The organism is Acetobacterium tundrae, assembly GCF_008086615.1.
Taxonomy (GTDB): domain Bacteria; phylum Bacillota; class Clostridia; order Eubacteriales; family Eubacteriaceae; genus Acetobacterium; species Acetobacterium tundrae.
This window is the reverse complement of sequence record NZ_RXYB01000006.1, coordinates 1-19,995: the sequence shown is the minus strand read 5'-3', so window position 1 is coordinate 19,995 and position 19,995 is coordinate 1. Positions and strand designations below refer to the sequence as shown.

General features: G+C 42.2%; 15 protein-coding genes and 2 tRNA genes. 6 read left to right on the top strand and 11 right to left on the bottom strand.

Annotated elements, in window-relative coordinates; translation table 11 throughout:
- Positions 1 to 86: 86 nt before the first annotated feature.
- The 3 genes from FZC40_RS06500 (at position 87) to FZC40_RS06490 (ending at position 1,697) form a co-directional block, all read left to right on the top strand.
- Positions 87 to 467 (top strand): RrF2 family transcriptional regulator, encoded by a 381-nt coding sequence (locus FZC40_RS06500; protein WP_148603104.1) that lies wholly within the window; start codon positions 87 to 89, stop codon positions 465 to 467.
- 92 nt (positions 468 to 559) lie between these two features.
- Positions 560 to 1,162, top strand: coding sequence for a class I SAM-dependent methyltransferase (locus FZC40_RS06495; protein WP_148603103.1), 603 nt, complete (start codon positions 560 to 562; stop codon positions 1,160 to 1,162).
- 187 nt (positions 1,163 to 1,349) lie between these two features.
- On the top strand, positions 1,350 to 1,697 hold the full coding sequence (locus FZC40_RS06490) for a S24 family peptidase (protein ID WP_148603102.1): 348 nt from the start codon (positions 1,350 to 1,352) through the stop codon (positions 1,695 to 1,697).
- Between the two features lie 195 nt (positions 1,698 to 1,892).
- Here FZC40_RS06490 and FZC40_RS06485 read toward each other — a convergent pair whose 3' ends face one another.
- The 5 genes from FZC40_RS06485 to FZC40_RS06465 form a co-directional block, all read right to left on the bottom strand.
- Complete coding sequence (locus FZC40_RS06485; protein ID WP_148603101.1) at positions 1,893 to 4,718, bottom strand: DNA methyltransferase; 2,826 nt, start codon at positions 4,716 to 4,718, stop codon at positions 1,893 to 1,895.
- Between the two features lie 1,694 nt (positions 4,719 to 6,412).
- A tRNA-Ser gene (locus FZC40_RS06480) sits at positions 6,413 to 6,504 on the bottom strand.
- Positions 6,505 to 6,549: 45 nt separating this feature from the next.
- Positions 6,550 to 6,638, bottom strand: a tRNA-Ser gene (locus tag FZC40_RS06475).
- 94 nt (positions 6,639 to 6,732) lie between these two features.
- On the bottom strand, positions 6,733 to 7,794 hold the full coding sequence (locus FZC40_RS06470; RefSeq protein ID WP_148603100.1) for a branched-chain amino acid aminotransferase: 1,062 nt from the start codon (positions 7,792 to 7,794) through the stop codon (positions 6,733 to 6,735).
- A gap of 205 nt (positions 7,795 to 7,999) precedes the next feature.
- A complete protein-coding gene (locus FZC40_RS06465) occupies positions 8,000 to 9,082 on the bottom strand; it encodes a 3D domain-containing protein (protein ID WP_148603099.1) in 1,083 nt (360 codons plus the stop codon).
- A gap of 309 nt (positions 9,083 to 9,391) precedes the next feature.
- Between FZC40_RS06465 and mutY the strand changes: the two genes are divergently transcribed.
- Complete coding sequence (gene mutY, locus FZC40_RS06460; protein ID WP_148603098.1) at positions 9,392 to 10,510, top strand: A/G-specific adenine glycosylase; 1,119 nt, start codon at positions 9,392 to 9,394, stop codon at positions 10,508 to 10,510.
- A 2-nt stretch (positions 10,511 to 10,512) separates the two neighbouring features.
- Here the strand turns inward: mutY and amrA are convergent, their stop codons facing one another.
- The 6 genes from amrA to FZC40_RS06430 all read right to left on the bottom strand — a co-directional run bounded on the left by amrA (position 10,513) and on the right by FZC40_RS06430 (position 18,185).
- Positions 10,513 to 11,949, bottom strand: coding sequence for an AmmeMemoRadiSam system protein A (gene amrA / locus FZC40_RS06455; RefSeq protein WP_243135767.1), 1,437 nt, complete (start codon positions 11,947 to 11,949; stop codon positions 10,513 to 10,515).
- Between the two features lie 16 nt (positions 11,950 to 11,965).
- A complete protein-coding gene (gene eno / locus FZC40_RS06450; RefSeq protein ID WP_148603097.1) occupies positions 11,966 to 13,255 on the bottom strand; it encodes a phosphopyruvate hydratase in 1,290 nt (429 codons plus the stop codon).
- Positions 13,256 to 13,442: 187 nt separating this feature from the next.
- Positions 13,443 to 13,637, bottom strand: a complete 195-nt coding sequence (locus FZC40_RS06445) for a DUF6440 family protein (protein ID WP_148603096.1) — start codon at positions 13,635 to 13,637, stop codon at positions 13,443 to 13,445.
- Positions 13,638 to 13,760: 123 nt separating this feature from the next.
- A complete protein-coding gene (locus FZC40_RS06440) occupies positions 13,761 to 14,999 on the bottom strand; it encodes a phenylacetate--CoA ligase family protein (protein WP_148603095.1) in 1,239 nt (412 codons plus the stop codon).
- Between the two features lie 352 nt (positions 15,000 to 15,351).
- Entirely contained in the window at positions 15,352 to 17,508 is a 2,157-nt protein-coding gene (locus FZC40_RS06435; RefSeq protein ID WP_148603094.1) for an ATP-dependent helicase, read from the bottom strand.
- A gap of 125 nt (positions 17,509 to 17,633) precedes the next feature.
- Positions 17,634 to 18,185 carry a DUF1836 domain-containing protein gene (locus FZC40_RS06430; protein WP_148603093.1) on the bottom strand — a complete coding sequence of 184 codons (552 nt, stop codon included), beginning with the start codon at positions 18,183 to 18,185 and terminating at the stop codon, positions 17,634 to 17,636.
- A gap of 276 nt (positions 18,186 to 18,461) precedes the next feature.
- On the opposite strand from FZC40_RS06430, the gene FZC40_RS06425 reads away from it, so the two are divergent.
- Entirely contained in the window at positions 18,462 to 19,037 is a 576-nt protein-coding gene (locus FZC40_RS06425) for a hypothetical protein (protein ID WP_148603092.1), read from the top strand.
- A gap of 102 nt (positions 19,038 to 19,139) precedes the next feature.
- Positions 19,140 to 19,995, top strand: an 856-nt coding sequence (locus FZC40_RS06420) for a YhgE/Pip domain-containing protein (RefSeq protein WP_187389060.1), incomplete at its 3' end; no start/stop codon positions are given.

Below are 19,995 nucleotides of genomic sequence, written 5' to 3'. Positions count from 1 at the left end.
TTTAAAAATTATTATTGACACCGCAAAACCAATCATGTATAATTACAGACAAATGCAGTCTATAATATCTTGGTGGAGGAATTACGATGAAGTATACGAAAGCAACGAACTATGCTTTGCATATCATGGCCTATTTCGTTAAGCAGGAAGGCACCGACAATTTAAGTCTTCAGCCGTTAGCCAGCCACATGAATATCTCACCGACCTACCTGTCTAAAATCTTGACGCAATTAGTCAAGGCTGATCTGATTCAGTCGACCCCTGGCGCAAACGGCGGTTATAGTCTTAGAAAAACGAAGACTGAGATCAGCTTTTATGACGTCATTCAGGCCATTGAAGGCAGCGGCGCGCTTTTCACTTGTGAAATGGACGAGAATCGCACGTGTCAGATAGAAAAAGTGATGCAAGACGCCGAAGCGAAAATGGTGAACCACCTTAAAGAAAAACGTCTTGTTGACGTTGTCTGAAAAATAAAAAAATCAACAGTTTGACCTGCTCATTTTTTTAAAGCAATTACAGATATTTACAGTCTGTATTATATTTTATTGGAGGTTTTTTTATGAATCACATGCACCATCACAACCAACTGGATCAAAAATTTTTAACCAAAATTGCCATTTTAGACAGCCGGCAAAGGCAGCAGCTCATCGCACCCGAAGATCTGATTAGCCAGATGCCCATTCAAAAAAACCATACCTTACTCGATGTCGGAGCCGGCTCCGGCTTTTTTACCATTCCGATGGCTGCCAGCACATCCGGCAAAGTATACGCGATGGACCCGGATGGACGGATGCTCAGCGTCATCGCGGATAAGGCTAAGGAAAAAGGACTGACTAATATTGAACCCATTCAAGATTATCTGGAGCACTTAAGCATTTCGAATAACAGTGTTGATTTTGTAATGGCATCCTTAATCCTCCACGAAGTAAGTTCCCTGCCAAAAGCGCTGGCAACTCTATTTGCGGTACTAAAACCAGGCGGGCACCTGTTCTGTCTGGAGTATGAACAGGACGACCTGATCATCGAAGGACCGCCCATGGCCATTCGCATTGGCTCAGCGGAACTCGAAAAAGCATTGACATTGATGGGCTTTGACATGGTCAGGAAGACTAAAATTAATGACGCCATCTATACGGTTTTAGCCGTTAAAAAGGCGCAGTAACTTATGAAAACAAATAAAGCTTTCGCAGTAGGTTTCTGTTTTTGGCAAAATTAAATTAACGCCTGATACCTTTATCTTTCAATAATTGCAGATCCTTCGGCAACGCCGTAAATGTCGGGCCATCAGCAGGACCCCGCTGATCATCCGGTAAGAATGTAAATGATATTGTAAAAGTGTACCACTGGAGGTGTGGACGACATCGGGGCGGGCAGATGGTCAGGAATATATCGCTTTAAAGGTCAACGATATCAGCATGTATCCCCGCTACCTGGAAGGTGACATCCTGATTGTCAGAATCACCCCGAATTGTCCAAATGGCAGTGATGTCATTGTTTATGCCGATGGTGCTGATGCGGTCTTAAGGCAGATCCAGCAAAATGAGGACGGATCACTAACCCTCAAACCGTATAACCCGGAGTACCCCTCCCAAGACCTACCCTGCGGAAGCAGCTGGCGTCACCATTCTTGGTGTTGTTGTCCAAATGAGAAGAACTTTGTTTTTAAAAAAAACGATTACAGCTTTGTTTGCTTGTAATCGGGTTTGTCTTCGAGCTGAAAACCGGTTACTTACGTAACAGGTTCTATCTAACATCAATTTTGATGCGTAGTTCTTGGTGGCAGAAAAGGTAGGATCTATCAGTATCCCCTTTGATAAGTTCTATCATTAGCGTTTGTCTATCAGAAATTTCCAGCAATTCCAATCAAAATTTTCAATTCCACCAACCCCACACTAATATTTCATTTTCCCGACTTCATCAATACCAGTGATTGTTTCTGAATTCAGGCCACTACCGATAACTTTTTCCTGATACAGGCGCATCAGTTCGGCCACACATTCACTCTCGGTTATTTTTTTATCAAAACCGTAGGCGTCCATCACCGCCCGGTCATTGAGCTGGTGAGCCTTGCGCAGGGCCGAGGGCATCACCGTTTCGTCGTAGAGATCGGCAAAGCTGCTGTCCGGGTATAAGGCCCGGGCATTAAGAATTTCCTGGGCGGTTTTTTCGATCATGGCTTGTTGTTGGTCGGTGGGGGTTGGCCAGACAAAGTTGTTGTAGACGATGTTAATCGAATAGCTGTAATCACTTTTTAATCGACAACAAACTGCTCGCATCCAGGCCATATGAACATTAGACTCTAATATACCAAAGTGGTATAACGTTGCATTTGGCATTAGTCTCACCTTATTACTACACAGAATATCTGAATTCATAAAACCAATGGGTATATATCTGCGTCGTTCGGATGAAACTTCTGGAATGACCACATAATTACCTTTTGGCATATTTTCCACTTGAAAACGTGTTGGTGTTTCCGCAAGTTTTAATGTAGCACCTCGTTTGCTTTCCATTCGAAATGCTTTTACTGCTTCAACTCTTTTTAAACACTCCGACATTTTTCTGAGTTCATTTGGCGGACAATCTCCCAACCAGAGACAATATCGCGGTTTTTGACTGATAAATTCTTTTGCACCATACCATTTTTTAAACCATTTTTCAGATTGTGGTTCCTTAGTAATAAAATCATATTTTTCTTCTTCCGTGAAAAGATAGAAGCCCCCATCAATTGGTTGGTTTCCAATTCCAATTGATGGTACATCACAAATGGTTTTAGTACGACTTTCCACAAAAACATTGGGTGCATCGACCAGGTACCCATTTATATTATCAGCAAATTGTATAATGCTTTCATTCAGATAAATCCGTTTGACTCCATCATCCTGAACCTGGCTAAACCCGACAATGACGCAATGCACCGCCGCCTTATCCTTGGCTTCGCTATCCCATTTAAAAGTTCGATAGGCAAAGTCAATGTGAATGTGCTGCTGTTCCATTAAATCTTTCCAAAGAATAGCAGACTGTTCACCCTGAGTAGTGGAATTGGTGCTGACAAACGCTGCGTGAATGGACGTGGCATCAATATATTTGGCAGCCTTTTCGAACCAGGCGCATACAAAATCCAGATTGCTGGCTCCTTTCAGTTTTCCAAAAATGTGATCCATATCGGATTTTTGCTCTTTCGACATCATTCTCGCTCCAGAAAACGGCGGATTCCCCATAATATAATCAAGCTCTGTTTTCGGCACCACCGCTTCCCAGTCCAGCCGCAGGGCATTGCCTTCGACAATATTGGCGTAGCTTTTTAAGGGCAGGAAATCCAGATGCATATGGATGATGTCTTCGGTTTTCATCATCATCTGGGATTCGGCAATCCACAGGGCGGTTTTCCCCACCGAAACCGCAAAATCATTGATCTCAATGCCATAGAACTGATTGATGGACACCTTAATCGGGGTATGAGCGTCGGTTCCCATCCGGATCTGATCCCCCAGTAGTACCTTCAGCACCTCGTTTTCCAGCTTTCGCAGGGCCAGGTAGGATTCGGTCAGGAAATTTCCCGAGCCGCAGGCCGGGTCCAGAAAGGTCAATCGCGACAGTTTGGTCTGGAATTCTTCCAGCTGGCGGTTGCGGGTTTTTTCGATGGGAATCGCTTTGATGTCCGCAAATTTTTCTTTCAGCTCGTCCAGAAACAGCGGATCAATCACCTTGTGAATATTCTCAATGGAGGTGTAATGCATTCCCCCGGATCGTCGGGTACTGGGATTGAGGGTGCTCTCGAAGACCGCCCCAAAAATCGTCGGGCTGATTTCGCTCCAGTCAAAATCTTCACTGGCGTTATCCAGCAGCAGATTGACAATGGTTTCATTGAAGTTGGGTATTTCGATGGCTGCTTCCGAGAATAAACCCCCATTAACATAGGGAAAAGAAGCCAGGGTGGGTTCCAGATAGGGGTCACGGTCGGTCGGTTTGGTATCCAGCACCTTGAACAAATCGATTAAGGCTCGTCGGACATCCTTGACGTTATAATCTTTCAGATAGCTGTGAAACTTGCCATGTTTGCCAAAAATCCCGGCATCCTCGGCGTACAAGCAAAAAACCAACCGCACACACAGCATGTTGAGATTTTTCAAACTGTCCGGGTCATCGGGATGAATATACTGTTTCAGCAGTTCATCATAGAGTTTGCCCACCAGCTCACCGGCTTGGATGGAAATCTCCATTTCTTTTTTAATGTGATTGTCCCCGGTATCCACTAAGAATTCCAGGCAATAGGTTTCGGCGGGGAGATTTTCCAGCAAAATTTCTTCCGGTTCGCCGTTGGGCTTTTCCATATCATAAATCAGAAATGCTTTGAAATTACAGGTAACAATCCAGCGCGGCCGTTTGGAATAAGGTAGGTCGGCGGAATAACGTTTGGCCTGCTGAAAAGGACTGAGCATGGTGCCATCGGATTGTTTGATGGCTTTACGAAGATCCTTATTAATGCCCTTCTGTTCAATTAGCACATGAGTTTCGGGGATAATCCCATCGATGAAACTGGTATGATCCAGCACGACCTGATCTTCAAAGATAATAAACTGCTCGGGATTTTTGACCCCCAGGACATCTCGCAATAAAGAAAGCCAGAACGGCTGACTCTGGCCTTTTTCGTAACCTTTACCGGTCCACATTTCAACAAATTGTTTTGCTGCTGCTCGTCTTTCTGCATCCGTCATTTTAACAACCTTTCAACTAATAATATATGTCTGAACTCAGTTTGATAAATGATTCGTCAATTGATGATGTTGGCATGTTAATCATCAAACGACTTTTACTTGGTATTATAGCATTAATTCCAAACTATTTAAATCGATTGCTGAAAATTGAAACAGGCTAAACCGAATAAAAAAAACGCTATGCCATGGTTAACCGATTCCATGACATAGCGTGTGCTATGTTAATTTACATTGAAACTTTTTTTATTTTGCCAACATATCTCTGTTTAGCAGATCTATTCTGAGAATGGCATATCTGTTCGCGTTTGAAGTCAATAAAAAAAGAAGATGCTAGATCTTGGCACCTTCTCGTATGATTTGCAAATAAGCAATCACATATAATATCTATAATTCTACACTATTTCACAAAAATGTCAATAGCCCCACGACCGGGGCTTTTCACTTACTGTATTTCTCAATTATCGGTTTGAAATAGATCTTTTCAGCTAGCTTCCTTGCTTCAATGGCTTCGGCCAAATCCTTCTTCCTTTTAACAGGTATGTCAGCTGCATTCATTTCTAATTTTAAACAACCACAGCTTCTAGTTCGATTATTCCTTAAGGTGATTCCTTTTACGATAATCTCTTTTTTACATTCGCACCTACACTGCCAAAGAGCGTTATTGTGCTTGACCAAGCCAACATATTTTACAACAGGGATCATCCCTGGTTGAGTTGTAGCAAATGAATTTTACAGCCAGTCGCGAGTCCTTTTGAATTCATCGTCGCTTGGCTTCTGAGAATCAGGGAGATCTAAAATGCTATAAATTAAAAACGCTGGCAATATGAATACGCTCGTTATTGCCTGCACTTCGATTGGGATATCTTGATACCCTAAGGTAATTGCTAGTGTCAATAATGTACTGGTTAGCCAAATTAATGTGGCTGGCACAGTTACCCATAAATCATATAGCCGTTGTTTTGTGTAAAAGAATCTTTTGTCATGGTATAAAATCGCAAATATTAAACTATTCAGGGTGATTATCATGGCCTTTCGAAGCCGCGGTAACGAAATAAACAATCGATATGACGACATAGCAAAAAACATCAAACATGATATCAAATAAATCATGTTCACGGTCGAATCTGAAACTACAACTTGAAAACTCATAACTTTCACCTCAGTTATTATAATCTTAACCCCAAAAATTCATCCAGAGCTAGAAAATACACGCTAAGCTAGCGGGTCTGTTTTGATCAAAGATAACAATCCAATTTATTAATTTATCGCAAAACCTAATGATCTCGAGCGATAATATGGTGTCTTCTGGTTGACAAGTATCATTTTCATAGTATTAGATAATTGTATAAACGTCAATATTATATATTATGAAATCAAATTTAATAATTACAAAAATTAAGTCTATTCTTGCACATTGTTTGAAGGCTGTCAATAAAGAAAATTGGCAACCTTCTTCTCCCCACTTATATAAAATAATGACCCTTATTTTTCTGTATTAAGGGTTTTTAAGAAAAAAAATAACTCCACAGTGACTAAACTCTGCAGAATTATTTTTTAAAAACCTTTAGAAAACACCGCCCTGTCCGCCCCATCATCTAAATTTCTTTTTTGCGCAATTTCCTATAAAACAAAAGAACCTGCTACTTTACGTAACAGGTTCTATCTCAACATCAATGTTGATGCGTAGTTCTTGGTGGCGGAGAAGGTGGGATTTGAACCCACGCACCGCGCAAACGGTCTATACCCTTAGCAGGGGCACCTCTTATAGCCACTTGAGTACTTCTCCAAAGGTAATAATAAATGTTATTACTATTCAATTTCAAGCATTTGATGGCCGAGAGGGTGGGATTCGAACCCACGTGGGCTTGCACCCTAACGGTTTTCAAGACCGCCCCGTTATGACCGCTTCGGTACCTCTCGCAATTCAAAATGCAAGATTAATATTACCAATAATTTCTAATATTGTCAAGCGTTTTTAAAGAAATTTTTCAAGCGGCTATTATTTTTGTTGTTTTTATATTTTTACAATCCAATTGAGTTGATCAGTGACATTGCCAGTTTGCATGCCATATAATGTGTCATATATCTTTTGCGCATATTCGCCTATTTCACCGTTGTTAAATGTCATTTCGATGTCTTTCCAGCCTAATGTTCCAATCGGCGAAATAACCGCCGCTGTGCCCGTTGCAAAGGCTTCCTGGATTCTGCCTTGCTGATAGGCTTCATATAATTCGTCAATCGTGATGCGTCGTTCATCAACTGTTTTTCCCCAATGTTTTAATAATTCGATCACGCTCTTACGGGTAATTCCCGGTAAAATAGTCCCTGACAAAGATGGTGTCACAAAGACATCGTCAATCAGGAAAAATACATTACTGGTTCCGACTTCTTCAATGTATTTTCGTTCGACCCCGTCCAGCCAGAGAATCTGTTCAAATCCCTTGGTGCTGACTTTTTGTTGTGCCGCTAATCCGCCGGCATAATTACCGCCGCATTTGGCTTCGCCGGTGCCGCCGCGTACCGTTCGAGCATATTCGTCTTCTACATAAATCCGTTCCGGAGCCATTCCGCCTTTGTAATAGGAACCTACCGGCGACATAATAATCATAAATATATATTGTTTGGAAACGCGAACGCCAATAAATGGATCGGTCGCAAAAACAAAGGGCCGAATATAAAGCGAAGTCCCGGGAGAATTTGGAATCCAGTTTTCATCAAGTTTCACAAGTGTTTTTAAGGCCTCTAAGACAAAGTCTTCATCAATTTGCGGAATACACATCCGTTCATTGGAGCGGTTCATCCGTTTTAGGTTTTCCTGCGGTCTAAACAATTGCGTCTCACCATTAGGGGTTTTATAGGCTTTTAATCCTTCAAATACCTCCTGGGCATAATGGAGCACCATTGATGATGGCATCAGCTCAATCGGGCCGTAGGGCATTATCGTTGCATCATGCCATCCAATTCCTTCGGTATAATCCATCATAAACATATGATCAGTAAAGTGTACCCCAAAAGCCAGCGCATCTTCCTTTGTCTTTTCTTTTAGGTTTGTTGTTTTAACAATTTTAATTTCCATGTTTTCCTCCAATATTCGCAAGTGGAAAAACCACTGTTTTAAATCATGAGAATAGTATAACCACTTTTGTATACAAAATACAAGTGGAAAATCATAGAATTGTGTTCTTTCTAAATACATGATTCAATCGCTTGCTTTCGCGCGTCTTTTACCGCCGCAAAAAATAAAGAAAACGATGGCTGAACCCATCGTTTTCCTACCTTGCTTAGTCTAAAAAATATATTTCAATGTTTTGTCTTCCCCAGGTGTTGCATTCATCCTGGCTGTTCTTATAAATATCAATGACGCCGTACCCTACTGCACCGCCGCGGTCTTCTACGGTATAAACTCCGCCAAGGGCCGGAATATATACCTGGGTTCCAAATGGAACGCCATCCCAGGCCGCAATCGTTCGGCCTTCCTGTGGTGCCAAACCTGAAGCAGTATTGCTTCCTGTCGCGGTATAAGCGGTAGCGCTGACTGTCATCGTCGTGCCTTTAAGGCTGTTATCCTGATCAACTTTCGCACTGCTGGTGGTGCTCACCGTGCTGGATTCCACATTGACATCGCCGGTCACTGATTTAACCTGAACCTCATCCGGCATAACAATTGTCGTGGCTGGTCCCACTTCAATAATTTCTTCAACAATCGGGGTGATTTCTTGACTCTCAAGGACTTCCCGGCTGACTTCAACATCATTTTCAAATCGGATTCGCTCTTTAACATTGCTTTTTCCATTTTGACCAACCTGAACCACAACTCGTGTTCCGGTATCCAGCGCATCATTTACAATGATGCTTGCGGTCATGGGGATATCTTTAATCTCTGCTGATTCGACTACTTTCACTTGGGTTACCTTAATATCACCGGTGCTGATTGTCAGAGGCGTTTTTACCCCGGGTTCAACCCGATCGTCCGCATCAATTGTGATCCCATTTTCCGCCAGCAAATCACCGACGTTTTCTGCTCCGGAAAGATAAGCAATCGTTTTTGTACCGATGATAATGTTTCCAGAAATCTTTTTATCAATCCTGACATTAATAACATCCTTGAAAAGGGTTGTTAACGGGCTGCTATATTTATATTCATCACTTGCCGGAAGATCATTTGCTACTAGAACTTCCTCTAGGGACTCGAGCAATTTTCCTTTAACAGTATATTCTTCACCTTTGAAAGTAACCTGAACTTCTTTTTCAACGGTAAAAGCACTGGAGACACCCACAACGACAAGAAGAATTAAGGCAATAAAGCCAATTCTTACGCCGGGATATTTCTTGAAAAATTCCCCTGTTTCTCTCTTAGTATTCATAAATTATACCTTTCATTTGTCAACAATAGTTAAATAAAAGTTACACGTTTGTTACAGCAAGTCTATCATCCTACCTAGCCCATGTCAAGTTTTTTGTGCCTGTTGGTGGTCCAAAGGGAGACCTCGTCCCAATTACAAACCATGTTTTCGCCCATTCCCATGCCATAATGGGGAATGGGGTAAATTTTTGTTTGCACGTATTTTTTTATAAATTTGCAATATTTTCCATAATAAGCTAGTTTTTAGAAAAATGTTTTATACTATATGTTGTGTCTGATTATTCATATAATTTAAACGAACGGAGAACATATGCTCAATACAACAAATAATAATCAACCGATTAAAATATTGCAACTTGAATTGCTCAGCTGGTTTGAAAACGCGAAAAGAAATCTGCCTTTTCGCCAGACAAAAGACCCCTATTCCATTTGGATTTCCGAAATCATGGCTCAGCAAACCCAAATTGACACGCTTATTCCCTATTACAATCACTTTATCAGTCTCTTTCCCAATGTTGCTGCTCTCGCTGAGGCCTCGGAGGATGAAGTCATTAAAGCCTGGGAAGGTTTGGGGTATTATTCCCGCGCGCGAAATCTGCACCAGGCGGCTAAACTGATTGTATCTGAATACGACGGAATTTTCCCGAAGCAATTTGCTCAGCTCATCAAACTTCCAGGGATTGGTCCTTATACCGGCGGAGCGATTGCCAGTATTGCTTTTAATGAAAAAGTCAGTGCCGTGGATGGCAATGTTCTGCGGGTCATTAGCCGCTACTGCAATAGTATTGATGATATTGGTGAAGCCAAAACAAAAAAAAAGGTGACCCAATGGGTCGAAACCATCTTGCCGGATGCCGCCGGCGATTTTAATGAAGCCCTGATGGATTTGGGTGCGGTTATCTGCAGCCCTCAAAGTCCCAAGTGTTTGATCTGTCCAATTCGGTTGGGTTGTCAAAGTTTTGCATTTGGCACCACTGACCAAATCCCGATAAAAAAGAAAAAGCAAAAACAACTCACGAAAAAAATGGAAGTGGGTATCGTCAAACAAAATGGCGCTCTCTTTTTTGTCAGACGTCCGGAATCTGGTCTTTTATCCGGAATGTGGTCTTTTCCCATTATTGAAGTCTCAGAGGGTACGGGAACGGACATTAAAAAAAAGCTCAGGTCGTATTTTCCTGAGCTTTCTAATCCCGTTCTAATCGGGCAGAGCCGTCATGTTTTCTCTCATATCATCTGGGAGATGTCCGTTTACGGCTTTGATTTAGGTAACCTGGTTTGTGAAACCGCCGCTATCCCATATCATCCGAATCCTTCTGAATCATCTGAAAGCCAAACCCACAGCACTCAATTCAAGGCTTTATCCGATATTGATGACTTAACCCTACCGATCGCCTTTTCCAAACTTTTAGTCCTTTTAACCGATTTTTAAATTTACTGATGACGTTCTACTTGAAAGCGGTGCATGATAATATCGGTATCGCTTTCTAATAGGCCGGCTTTCTTTTTAGCAATGGCGATCTGCTCTTCTGGGGTGTTGACGCCTTCCAGATCCGGCAGCAGCAATCCTCTGTTTAATCCTTTTTCCACAATAACCCCGTATTTTTTTGCATCCAATTCTGCTAAACTGGTTACCCGCTCCGGTGCTCCCAAAACATCCACACTGATTTCCAAATCTCTGAGTTCCGGTTCTTCAATTGGTAAAAAGCGGGGATCGTAAGCCGACGCCTCAATGGCATTGCGGATAATTTCCTGGGCAATATTTTCGGTAACCGGTCCGGTTGTTCCGATACACCCTCTGAGCTCGCCATGTTTATGAATCGATACAAAAACCCCAGCCTGCTGATTTTCAAGTTCTTCCAGTGCTTTTGGATCAATTTTATTTTGTTTTTTATAATGCGCGAAATTTAATTTTCTTCCGCGTTGCGCCCATGTATTGATGGTTGCCCGGGCGAGGGCTACAAACGGACCCTCATTGGTGCGTCGTTCTTGATAGGAAAGCATTCGCTCCTCATCGTAACGGTCAATTAAGCTGGGAATCGTCTCCTCTTTGAGTTCAATATAGGCCGCCATATAACCCACGCCAAATGGCCCTTCATAGGAAAACACCTCAGCTTCGCTATCATAGCCGTCAATGGCGCCCAATCCCATAATAATCGGCCGTAATCCGCATTGGCCAGCCGGCTGGTAAACCTGGGGCGGAATGGTCAAAATGGAATAATAATTTTTCTGTTCAATTCCTGTGATGATATTTTCATCAAAAAGTGCGCCCATTGGATTAAATGCATAGGGGCCTTCATCTTTTAAACAATGCGAAAGATCAGCGGATACCAGGATCATAGCTTCTTTCCCACGGGCTTCAATGGCTTCACGAATCACGGTGCCCATTTCATATAACTCAATCAGGCTTAATTCCCCAATGGTAATATGAACAATTTTATAATTTTTATAATATTTTTCAATAAAATAAAGCGGTACCAGAACGCCATGATCGATATTGAGTTCAATTTTGTATTCGTCGGCTGTCGTCTGATTTAAAAAGATAGTATGACATTGATTTTTTGCGAAGCTCATATTCAATTCATCTAAAAGCCCCATATCGCAGTCTTTTTCTAATGAATAACTGTCGTTTCCAAATTGTTTTAAATCGCCTTTCAGATGTTGCTCATAAACTACGGCAACACCATCTCGGAAAACATTTCCATGCGGGGTAATGCAGACGATGACTTCTGGTTTTATCTCGGCAACTTTTAGTGATAAATCGCGCAGTCCTCGAATCGTTTTTTCTGCCTCATGCTCTCTGCCGCCGCCAACTTCGGGTATCAAGACCGGCGGATGGCAAGAAATTGCAATCCCTTTTAAGTACATCATTTTCACTTCCTTCTTGTTATTTCAAATTATAAAACGCATCTTTGCCGGCGTAAACGCCCAGCTGACCCAGCTGTTCTTCAATCCGCATCAGCTGATTGTATTTGGCCACCCGATCTGTTCTTGACGGCGCGCCTGTTTTTATCTGACCGGCATTAACGGCTACCACCAGATCCGCGATGGTCACGTCTTCTGTTTCTCCTGACCGATGGGATACAATGGCCGTATATCCGGCCCGTTTAGCCATTTCAATGGCATCCAGGGTTTCGGTTAATGTCCCTATTTGATTCACTTTGATTAAAATCGAATTGCCGATACCTTCGTCAATCCCCCGTTGCAGCCGCTGCGTGTTGGTAACAAAAATATCGTCTCCAACCAGTTGGACTTTTTTGCCCAGCCGTTGGGTCATGACTTTCCAGCCCGCCCAATCTTCTTCATCTAAACCGTCTTCGATCGAAATGATCGGGTATTTTTTCAGCAGTGCTTCATAAAAATCGACCATTTCCTCAGCCGTTTTTTCCACGCCTTCTCCTGCTAAGGTATATTTTTTTGTTTCGGCGTTATAAATTTCTGATGCCGCTACATCCATGGCCAGCTGCACATCTTCCCCGGGAACGTAACCGGCCTCTTCAATCGCCTGAACAATCACCTGCAGCGCTTCTTCATTGGAACTTAAATTCGGTGCGAAGCCGCCTTCATCCCCAACGGAAGTCGCTAAACCCTTACTGCTCAACACCTTTTTTAATTGATGGAATATTTCCGCCCCCATGCGAACCGCTTCCTTGAAATCACTGGCGCCCACCGGCATAATCAGAAATTCCTGAATATCGACATTGTTATCAGCATGTTCGCCGCCGTTGATGATATTCATCATCGGGGTTGGCAATATTTTGGCGTTAATGCCCCCCAGGTACCTGAATAACGGCATGCCCAAGTATTTTGCAGCGGCATGAGCTGCCGCCATGGAAATCCCCAGAATAGCATTTGCGCCGAGTTTTCCTTTATTATCCGTTCCATCCAAGGCGATCAGCGCCGCATCAATGGCCACCTGATCGGTGACGTCCATTCCCACCAGGTATTCCACCGTATAGGCGACATTGGCCACGGCTTTTTGAACGCCCTTTCCCTGATACCGGCTGATATCGCCATCGCGCAGTTCCACCGCTTCAAACGCACCGGTAGAGGCTCCCGATGGAACAATACTTCGGCCCATGGTTCCATCTTCACAATAGACATCCACTTCAATAGTGGGATTTCCCCGAGAATCTAATATTTCTCTTGCAATAATATCTTTAATATAAGTAGCCATCTTTTTTCCTCCTGTTTTTTACTTTCTATTTTACTATATACACCTAATTTAATGACTTAAACTTTTTCAACTGTAAAAAGCCACGCTTCCCCGTCTCGGCAGTTCACCGCGTCTTACCGGGTAAGTGGCAACCCGCCAAGCAATAAAAAAACTCTGAAAAAGAAACCTTTTTCAGAGTTTTTTCTATTTATTTTTCAGGGGCAACTACGGGTTCCCCGTCCTCATCGATCAGTACCGTGAGTCCGCCGCCGAAATTGTCGTAATGGTATAAATAATTAATTCCGGTTTCTGTATCTTCGATGATCTTACATCCAGATGTTTCTCCAGTGGATTCATTAACCACGATTTTAAATCGATTTTTCTTTTGCTTTTTTTCTTTCATTTCTATCCTTTTCTCCTCTTAAATCAAGTAGGCTTTTTCTATTATATACAATTCAGAATAAAAAATCAATTTATGAATACAAAATATCGAAACTATCTTAATCAGCTTCTACCAAACCATCGATCAGGCAAAACGATTGTCGATGATTCGGACACTTTTCTTCTCGGATCGAGGCAAGAATCCCATCGGACTTGCCACCGGAATAATGCTTAAGCCAACCTGTGATTTAAATTGCCGTTTCACTTCATTTTCCGTACTCTGCTTGTTATATCCGTCCTTGATTTCGAAATTCAAAAACACCCAATCCTTGCCGTCTTTGTGATCAACGGTAGCTAAATACTCGCTGCTGACGCCATCGACTTTTTTTAACAGCTCATCGATCTGTCCCGGATAAATATTCACGCCCTTGACCTTAACCATATCATCGGTTCTGCCGACAATGCGGTCATGCCGGGGATAAGGCGAACCGCAGGGACAGGGACCGGGAATAAATCTGGTAATGTCATGGGTCCGATATCGCAATAGCGGTGCCCCTTCCTTTTTCAGCGTGGAAATAACCAGTTCTCCATAGCTCCCCAGTGGCACCGGTTTGAGCGTTTCCGGGTCGATAATTTCAAAATAAAGATAATCCGTCCAATAGTGCATCCCGTGATGCTCACTGCAATCAATGGAAATTCCCGGACCATAGATTTCGGTCAATCCGTAAATGTCAAAAATCTCGATTCCAAATTCATCGGCGATGCGGTTGCGCATTTTTTCACCCCACCGCTCAGAACCGATGATGCCCTTCTTTAAATGCAGTTTGTCTGCCAGGTTTTGTTTGGCGACTTCTTCTGCTAACAGCAAAGCATAGGAAGAAGTTGAAGCCAACACCGTGGTTTTCAGATCAGCCATCATCTGCAATTGCTTTTGGGTATTCCCCGGTCCCATGGGAATGGCCATGGCACCCATTTTTTCGGCTCCGGCCTGAAAGCCGATTCCGGCGGTCCAGAGACCATATCCCGGAGTTATTTGAATGCGATCTTCCTTGGTCATTCCAGCATAGGCATAGCAGCGGCTGAACATGATTGCCCAATCTTCGACATCCTTGGCTGTATAGGGGATAATGACCGGCATACCGGTGGTTCCCGAGGATGAATGAATGCGAACAACTTCGCTGTCCGGTACGGCTTGAAGCCCTAATGGATAGGCTTTTCTCAAATCGCCCTTGTCCGTAAATGGCAGTTTTTCAAAATCCTCCATGGTTTTTATATCATCCGCAGCAATCCCTGCATCTTTGAATTTTTGTTGATAAAACGAACTTTTATGCTCTAACCGTTTTATTAATTCCTGTAAATTTCTCAGTGTTTCTGTTATTTCCATCCGTCTTTACCTCTTTCTCCCAATATCAAAAAAGACTCATCCTGCTATTGTATAAAACAATAAAAGGATGAGTCATATTAACCCACGGTACCACCTTTGTTCGCAATCTGCGCTCTCAAGTCTATCCAAATGCTGCCACATTTGTCATCTATTAACGTTGATGAAACGTCGTGAAATACTCAGGCCAGGCCCTTTCCTCACACCCTCCGGTGCCCATTATATCAATCCGCTTGCTGTCAGGTTTTCACCGTTCCTGACTCTCTTTGAGTGCGCTAAAGATTTTACTCCACCTTCACAGGTTTACTTTTTTTCTGAGTATAGCGTTTATTTTTATCTTTGTCAAGCGAATCATTTATTTAATAACCCCGTTGGTGATACAAATAACCAGATTCATTTTCTTTTCTCCCGCTTTTTCAAATTGAATCGTTGCAAAAGCGCCGTTTTTTTCCACGATCGTTCCTTTTCCAAATCGTTGATGGGTCACGATCGTGCCCTTTTGATAAGCCGAAAGATCCATGTCCGCATTTTCTTCTTGTGTTCCGGTATAATCCTGCCATTTAATGCCCGGATTAAAAACGCTTTGAGCCGACTGATTTTTTGATCCAGCCGCAGGTTTACCGGAATGCGGTTTTTTCTTTGGCAGCCCATCAATTAAGTAAGTAATAAAGGGAGATGGTTTAATGGCATTTTGTTTTGATTTGACGCAAAGAAAAATCAGCTCTTTCTTCGCCCGGGTTGCCCCAACATAAAAAAGGCGAACTTCCTCCGCATATTGCTTCTCATCTTCCGGGGCTGATGACACACTGGGCAGCTGACCTTCGGTTGCATCGATAATAAAGACCTTTTCAAACTCCAGGCCCTTACTTGAATGCAGGGTGGAGAGGGTAACTCTTGGCTTTTTGTCATTTTGCGTTTGTGGCTCTTTCAGTTTTTCTTCCAAAAGATCGAGTTTGGTGAAAAAATCCTGAAAATTAGCGACCCGGCCGCCCAGTATTTTTAACACCGAAAGTTTCTGCTCAATGTTTTCTTCCGATTGGCCGGAACTGATTCTAAAATTTAAATAGGAGCGATAACCCAGATCATCTAAAATCATCCGGATTCCATTTTGCGGATTTGATGTCTTAAGCCGCTGAAAACCGTCCTTTAATTCCTTAAAGCGTTCAATCTGCCATGGTCGTTTTCTGCTCATGGTGATCAAGGCATCAAAGACATTCTGGTTTAGCCCCAGATGCTTTTTCAGCTGCGCCACGGTTTCCTTGGAAATTGCCGCATCCATTTTGTAATACATTTGTGCAAACAAGTCTGGATCGGTTGGATAACAAGCAAATTGATAAAACAGCTGAATGTCTTTGATCATAAAATGGGTGAAAAACTGGGGACTGTGTTCTTTTATTTGATAGGGTATCTTTTCGCCGTCCAGGAGATCCACCAGCGGAATCGCTGACTCGTTGTTCCGATAAAGCACGGCGGTTTCTTTTCCTTCGTGTTTAATGGATTCGATAATAAGTTTGTATTGATCTTCACTGGATTTTACCCATTCGCGAATGATCGGAATTCCCACGCCATTTGGCGTGTCCATTTCTTTTTTATAGCGCTCATGATTGAGCTTAATAAACGCATTGGCTTTTTCAACAATTTGCCGGGTGCTCCGATAATTTGTTTCCATTAAAAGAACCTCTCCCTGGGGCCATGTCTCTTTAAAAGACAATAAAGACTCCGGAAAAGCCCCCCGAAATCCGTAGATGCTTTGATCCTCATCCCCGACCATGAAAAGGTTGCCGTTTTTGCCGGCCAAAAGCTCAATGATTTTAAATTGAATCTTCGAGGTATCCTGGGCTTCGTCCAAATGTATGTAATTATACTTATTTTGAAAGAAGGTCAGCAGCTCCGGATATTTTTTCAATAGTCCCCATGCGTATTTTAGGATATCATCAAAATCCATTAAATGCGCGGTCAGCTTATAGGCTTCGTAGGCTTCATATATTTTAATAAAGTCAATCTCCATTGGCGGCAGCAGCTTGATTTCTTTTGTGGTTAACAGCATATTTTTGCAAAATCCGATGCGCTGACTGATTTCTCCCAGCTCTATTTCTCCGGGAAAGGCCTGAAACAATTCCCGATAAAGGTCTTTAATCACCGGGCTGGTATTTCCCAGCACCGTGTAAGCCTGACGCCGGTAAGACCGTTCATATTGCCTGATGACCGAAAGGGCAAAGCTGTGGATCGTACTGAACTGAAGGGTTTCGGCCTGGTTTTTGCTAAACATGTTTTGATAGCGTTGTTTTAAATCCCGGGCTCCCATGCGACTAAAGGTTAGTGTCAGAATCTCCCCGGGGTCAATTTTTTCAACCATTAACAGATAGGCAATTCGACAGATAATAACGGTTGTTTTTCCACTCCCCGGCACGGCCAGTAATAAACTCTGCCCTTTGGTGCGAATAACGGCTTTTTCCTGCTGTTTATTTAATTGGAACTGATACGATTTTTTAAATTCTTCATAATTCTTCATAATTTATATTATATATGAAACTAATCCGATAATCCACTTTATAAACGCATGACCTTGCTTGGGCCATCGACAAAACCTACGTTCATTTGTATAAGTCGGGATTGCATCACCTAAACTGTTTTGATTTAGTTTTCCGTTTTAATAACTGTTATTTTCTTTGCTTCTGTTGAATCAATCGCCAGTTTTTTTATTTCATTCTGAAAATATAGTTTATTAGCAAAGGCCAATACGACTGCTTCTAAAAGGGCCAGTTGATGTGTTGTCTCGGCTATTATGGGATTTACTTTTTGATTTGGAGCAAAAACGATCTTAATTGCAAATTCTAATTCTTCACAAAACAAATCGTAAGCATCTTCGATCGAATAAACATTGATCAAATAGGAGATCAGATCACCGATTTCTGAAATGCTTAAAATTCGTTTCATTATACAAACGACAAATAGATAGGCCAGATGGGTTTGATTATAGCGTCTTTTTACCGGCGGCGCGATGATCTTATGTTTCACATAATTATTGATCATCGTTGCGGTGATAATCTTTTCGCCCTCATTTTCTGTAAAAAGGGAACAATTCTTTTCTAATATACTCACCACTTGATCCATATATAAATCAATTTCCGGAAGCTCATTCCATCGCGGACAATGAAAGTTTAATATATCCGATGATATAGATTTCATTTTTTAACGCCTTTCTTTGATTTTTTTTAATCATATCATGGTTTTCAATACTATTCAATAATATTATTATATTGTTGACATGTTATGTACATAGTGCTAAACTAGTATCAATTACTAGATAGGATGGAATGGCACCCTAAATAAAGGAGTGAATATGATGTGTTTTGAAATTGAAATGGATTCTATAAACGCGAAAGATTTTAAGCTAGATCAAACAAGCAGCAAGCAAATGAGCCGATACGAAATCGGATTAACCTTAGCACGAGAGGAATTAAGATGAAAGCGAAAGCCGCAAAAATTATAAGTATTATCACCATTGCTCCAATAATGTCTTTTTGTATGTTCAGCTTTTTGTATTTCGCCGATAGTGGTCATTTTCAGAATCTGACAAATTATTTACTTGCCGTTATTTGCTTTGCCTTCATCCCGATTCTAGCTTATCCTTTACAAAAGTTCCTGCCGAAATTTAAGGATAAGGGCCGAGACGGGCAACGAAAGCTCGCCTTTATCTTTGTCATTTTAGGCTACACACTGGGTCTGATAAGTGCTTTCATTGCTAAAGCACCAATCCAGTATTTGATGATCTACATCAGTTATTTTCTTTCCGGATTGATTTTGACCTTTGTCAATAAAATTTTGAAAATAAAAGCGAGCGGTCATGCCTGTGGTGTGATGGGACCAGTTGTTGTTTGCATTTATTTTTTCGGAAATTTCAGCTGGCTTTTTCTGCTGTTATTACCAATCGTATTTTGGGCAAGAATGAAAATTGGCCGACATACATTGAAAGAGCTTTTACTAGGAGCCGCAGTTTCTCTTCTTTGCACCATTTTAGCGATTATCATTATTCTTTAAACGCCGCTTAATCCAGAAAAACAATTCACTATTTTAAAATTAATAGTCTGCCACAATAAAATGAAAATGATGCTGCATGAAGCAAAAGAAAAGGAGTCGGTTATGAACAAAAAAAGTATGACTAAACGGAATATTCAACGGATCGCTGTCATTATCGGGGTTATCATCATACCTCTTATGTATAGTTATTTCTACCTCAGTGCCTTTTGGGATCCTTATTCAAAACTTGAAAGTTTACCCATTGCGGTTGTCAACAATGATTCAGGGGCCCTCATCAATAATGAACAACGAAATCTGGGGAATGAATTTGTTGATCAATTAAAGGATGACGGTTCATTTGATTATATTGTCACCAATGAAACAGATGCCACCATCAATACGGAGGGAACAAAATACTATGCAATGATTAGTATTCCCAGTAATTTTTCCAGCGATATCGCTTCGGCGGCCGATAAAACCAAACAGACGGCAACCATTACGTTCTCGGCAAATGAAAAGCGCAATTATTTGGCCAGTCAGATTTTAAGCCGGGCCGTCCTGCAAATGGAAACCGGTCTCAGAGAAAATATCGCTGCGGAAATTGTCAATCATTTAACGGATCAGGTGGCCGAAGTTCCCGGACAATTGGGAACTTTGAATGATGGGCTGACACAACTGTCGGATGGATCGTCCCAGCTGGTGGACGGGTCCCGGACGTTGGCATCCGGATCCCAGACCGTGGCGAATGGTTCGCAGACGCTGGCGGATGGCACTCAGACGCTGGCGGATGGAACCCAAACCCTGGCCGACGGATCCCAGACCCTGCAGTCCGGAACCGCGCAGTTTGCTTCAAAATTCTCTGATTTCAATACCGGCCTCAGCACCCTTAAAAGCGGTTCGGCCCAGTTGAATACCGGAGCCCAGACCCTGGCGGCGGGAACGGACCAGCTGGACGACGGAATTCAGGCCTATACGGCTG

What these genes read in the sequence shown, in the direction of transcription:
- FZC40_RS06500 (WP_148603104.1), top strand. Translation starts at nt 87, where the DNA reads ATGAAGTATACGAAAGCAACGAACTATGCTTTGCATATCATGGCCTAT.
- FZC40_RS06495 (WP_148603103.1), top strand. Translation starts at nt 560, where the DNA reads ATGAATCACATGCACCATCACAACCAACTGGATCAAAAATTTTTAACC.
- FZC40_RS06485 (WP_148603101.1), bottom strand. Translation starts at nt 4,718, where the DNA reads ATGACGGATGCAGAAAGACGAGCAGCAGCAAAACAATTTGTTGAAATG.
- FZC40_RS06470 (WP_148603100.1), bottom strand. Translation starts at nt 7,794, where the DNA reads ATGGAAATTAAAATTGTTAAAACAACAAACCTAAAAGAAAAGACAAAG.
- FZC40_RS06465 (WP_148603099.1), bottom strand. Translation starts at nt 9,082, where the DNA reads ATGAATACTAAGAGAGAAACAGGGGAATTTTTCAAGAAATATCCCGGC.
- mutY (WP_148603098.1), top strand. Translation starts at nt 9,392, where the DNA reads ATGCTCAATACAACAAATAATAATCAACCGATTAAAATATTGCAACTT.
- amrA (WP_243135767.1), bottom strand. Translation starts at nt 11,949, where the DNA reads ATGATGTACTTAAAAGGGATTGCAATTTCTTGCCATCCGCCGGTCTTG.
- eno (WP_148603097.1), bottom strand. Translation starts at nt 13,255, where the DNA reads ATGGCTACTTATATTAAAGATATTATTGCAAGAGAAATATTAGATTCT.
- FZC40_RS06445 (WP_148603096.1), bottom strand. Translation starts at nt 13,637, where the DNA reads ATGAAAGAAAAAAAGCAAAAGAAAAATCGATTTAAAATCGTGGTTAAT.
- FZC40_RS06440 (WP_148603095.1), bottom strand. Translation starts at nt 14,999, where the DNA reads ATGGAAATAACAGAAACACTGAGAAATTTACAGGAATTAATAAAACGG.
- FZC40_RS06435 (WP_148603094.1), bottom strand. Translation starts at nt 17,508, where the DNA reads ATGAAGAATTATGAAGAATTTAAAAAATCGTATCAGTTCCAATTAAAT.
- FZC40_RS06430 (WP_148603093.1), bottom strand. Translation starts at nt 18,185, where the DNA reads ATGAAATCTATATCATCGGATATATTAAACTTTCATTGTCCGCGATGG.
- FZC40_RS06425 (WP_148603092.1), top strand. Translation starts at nt 18,462, where the DNA reads ATGAAAGCGAAAGCCGCAAAAATTATAAGTATTATCACCATTGCTCCA.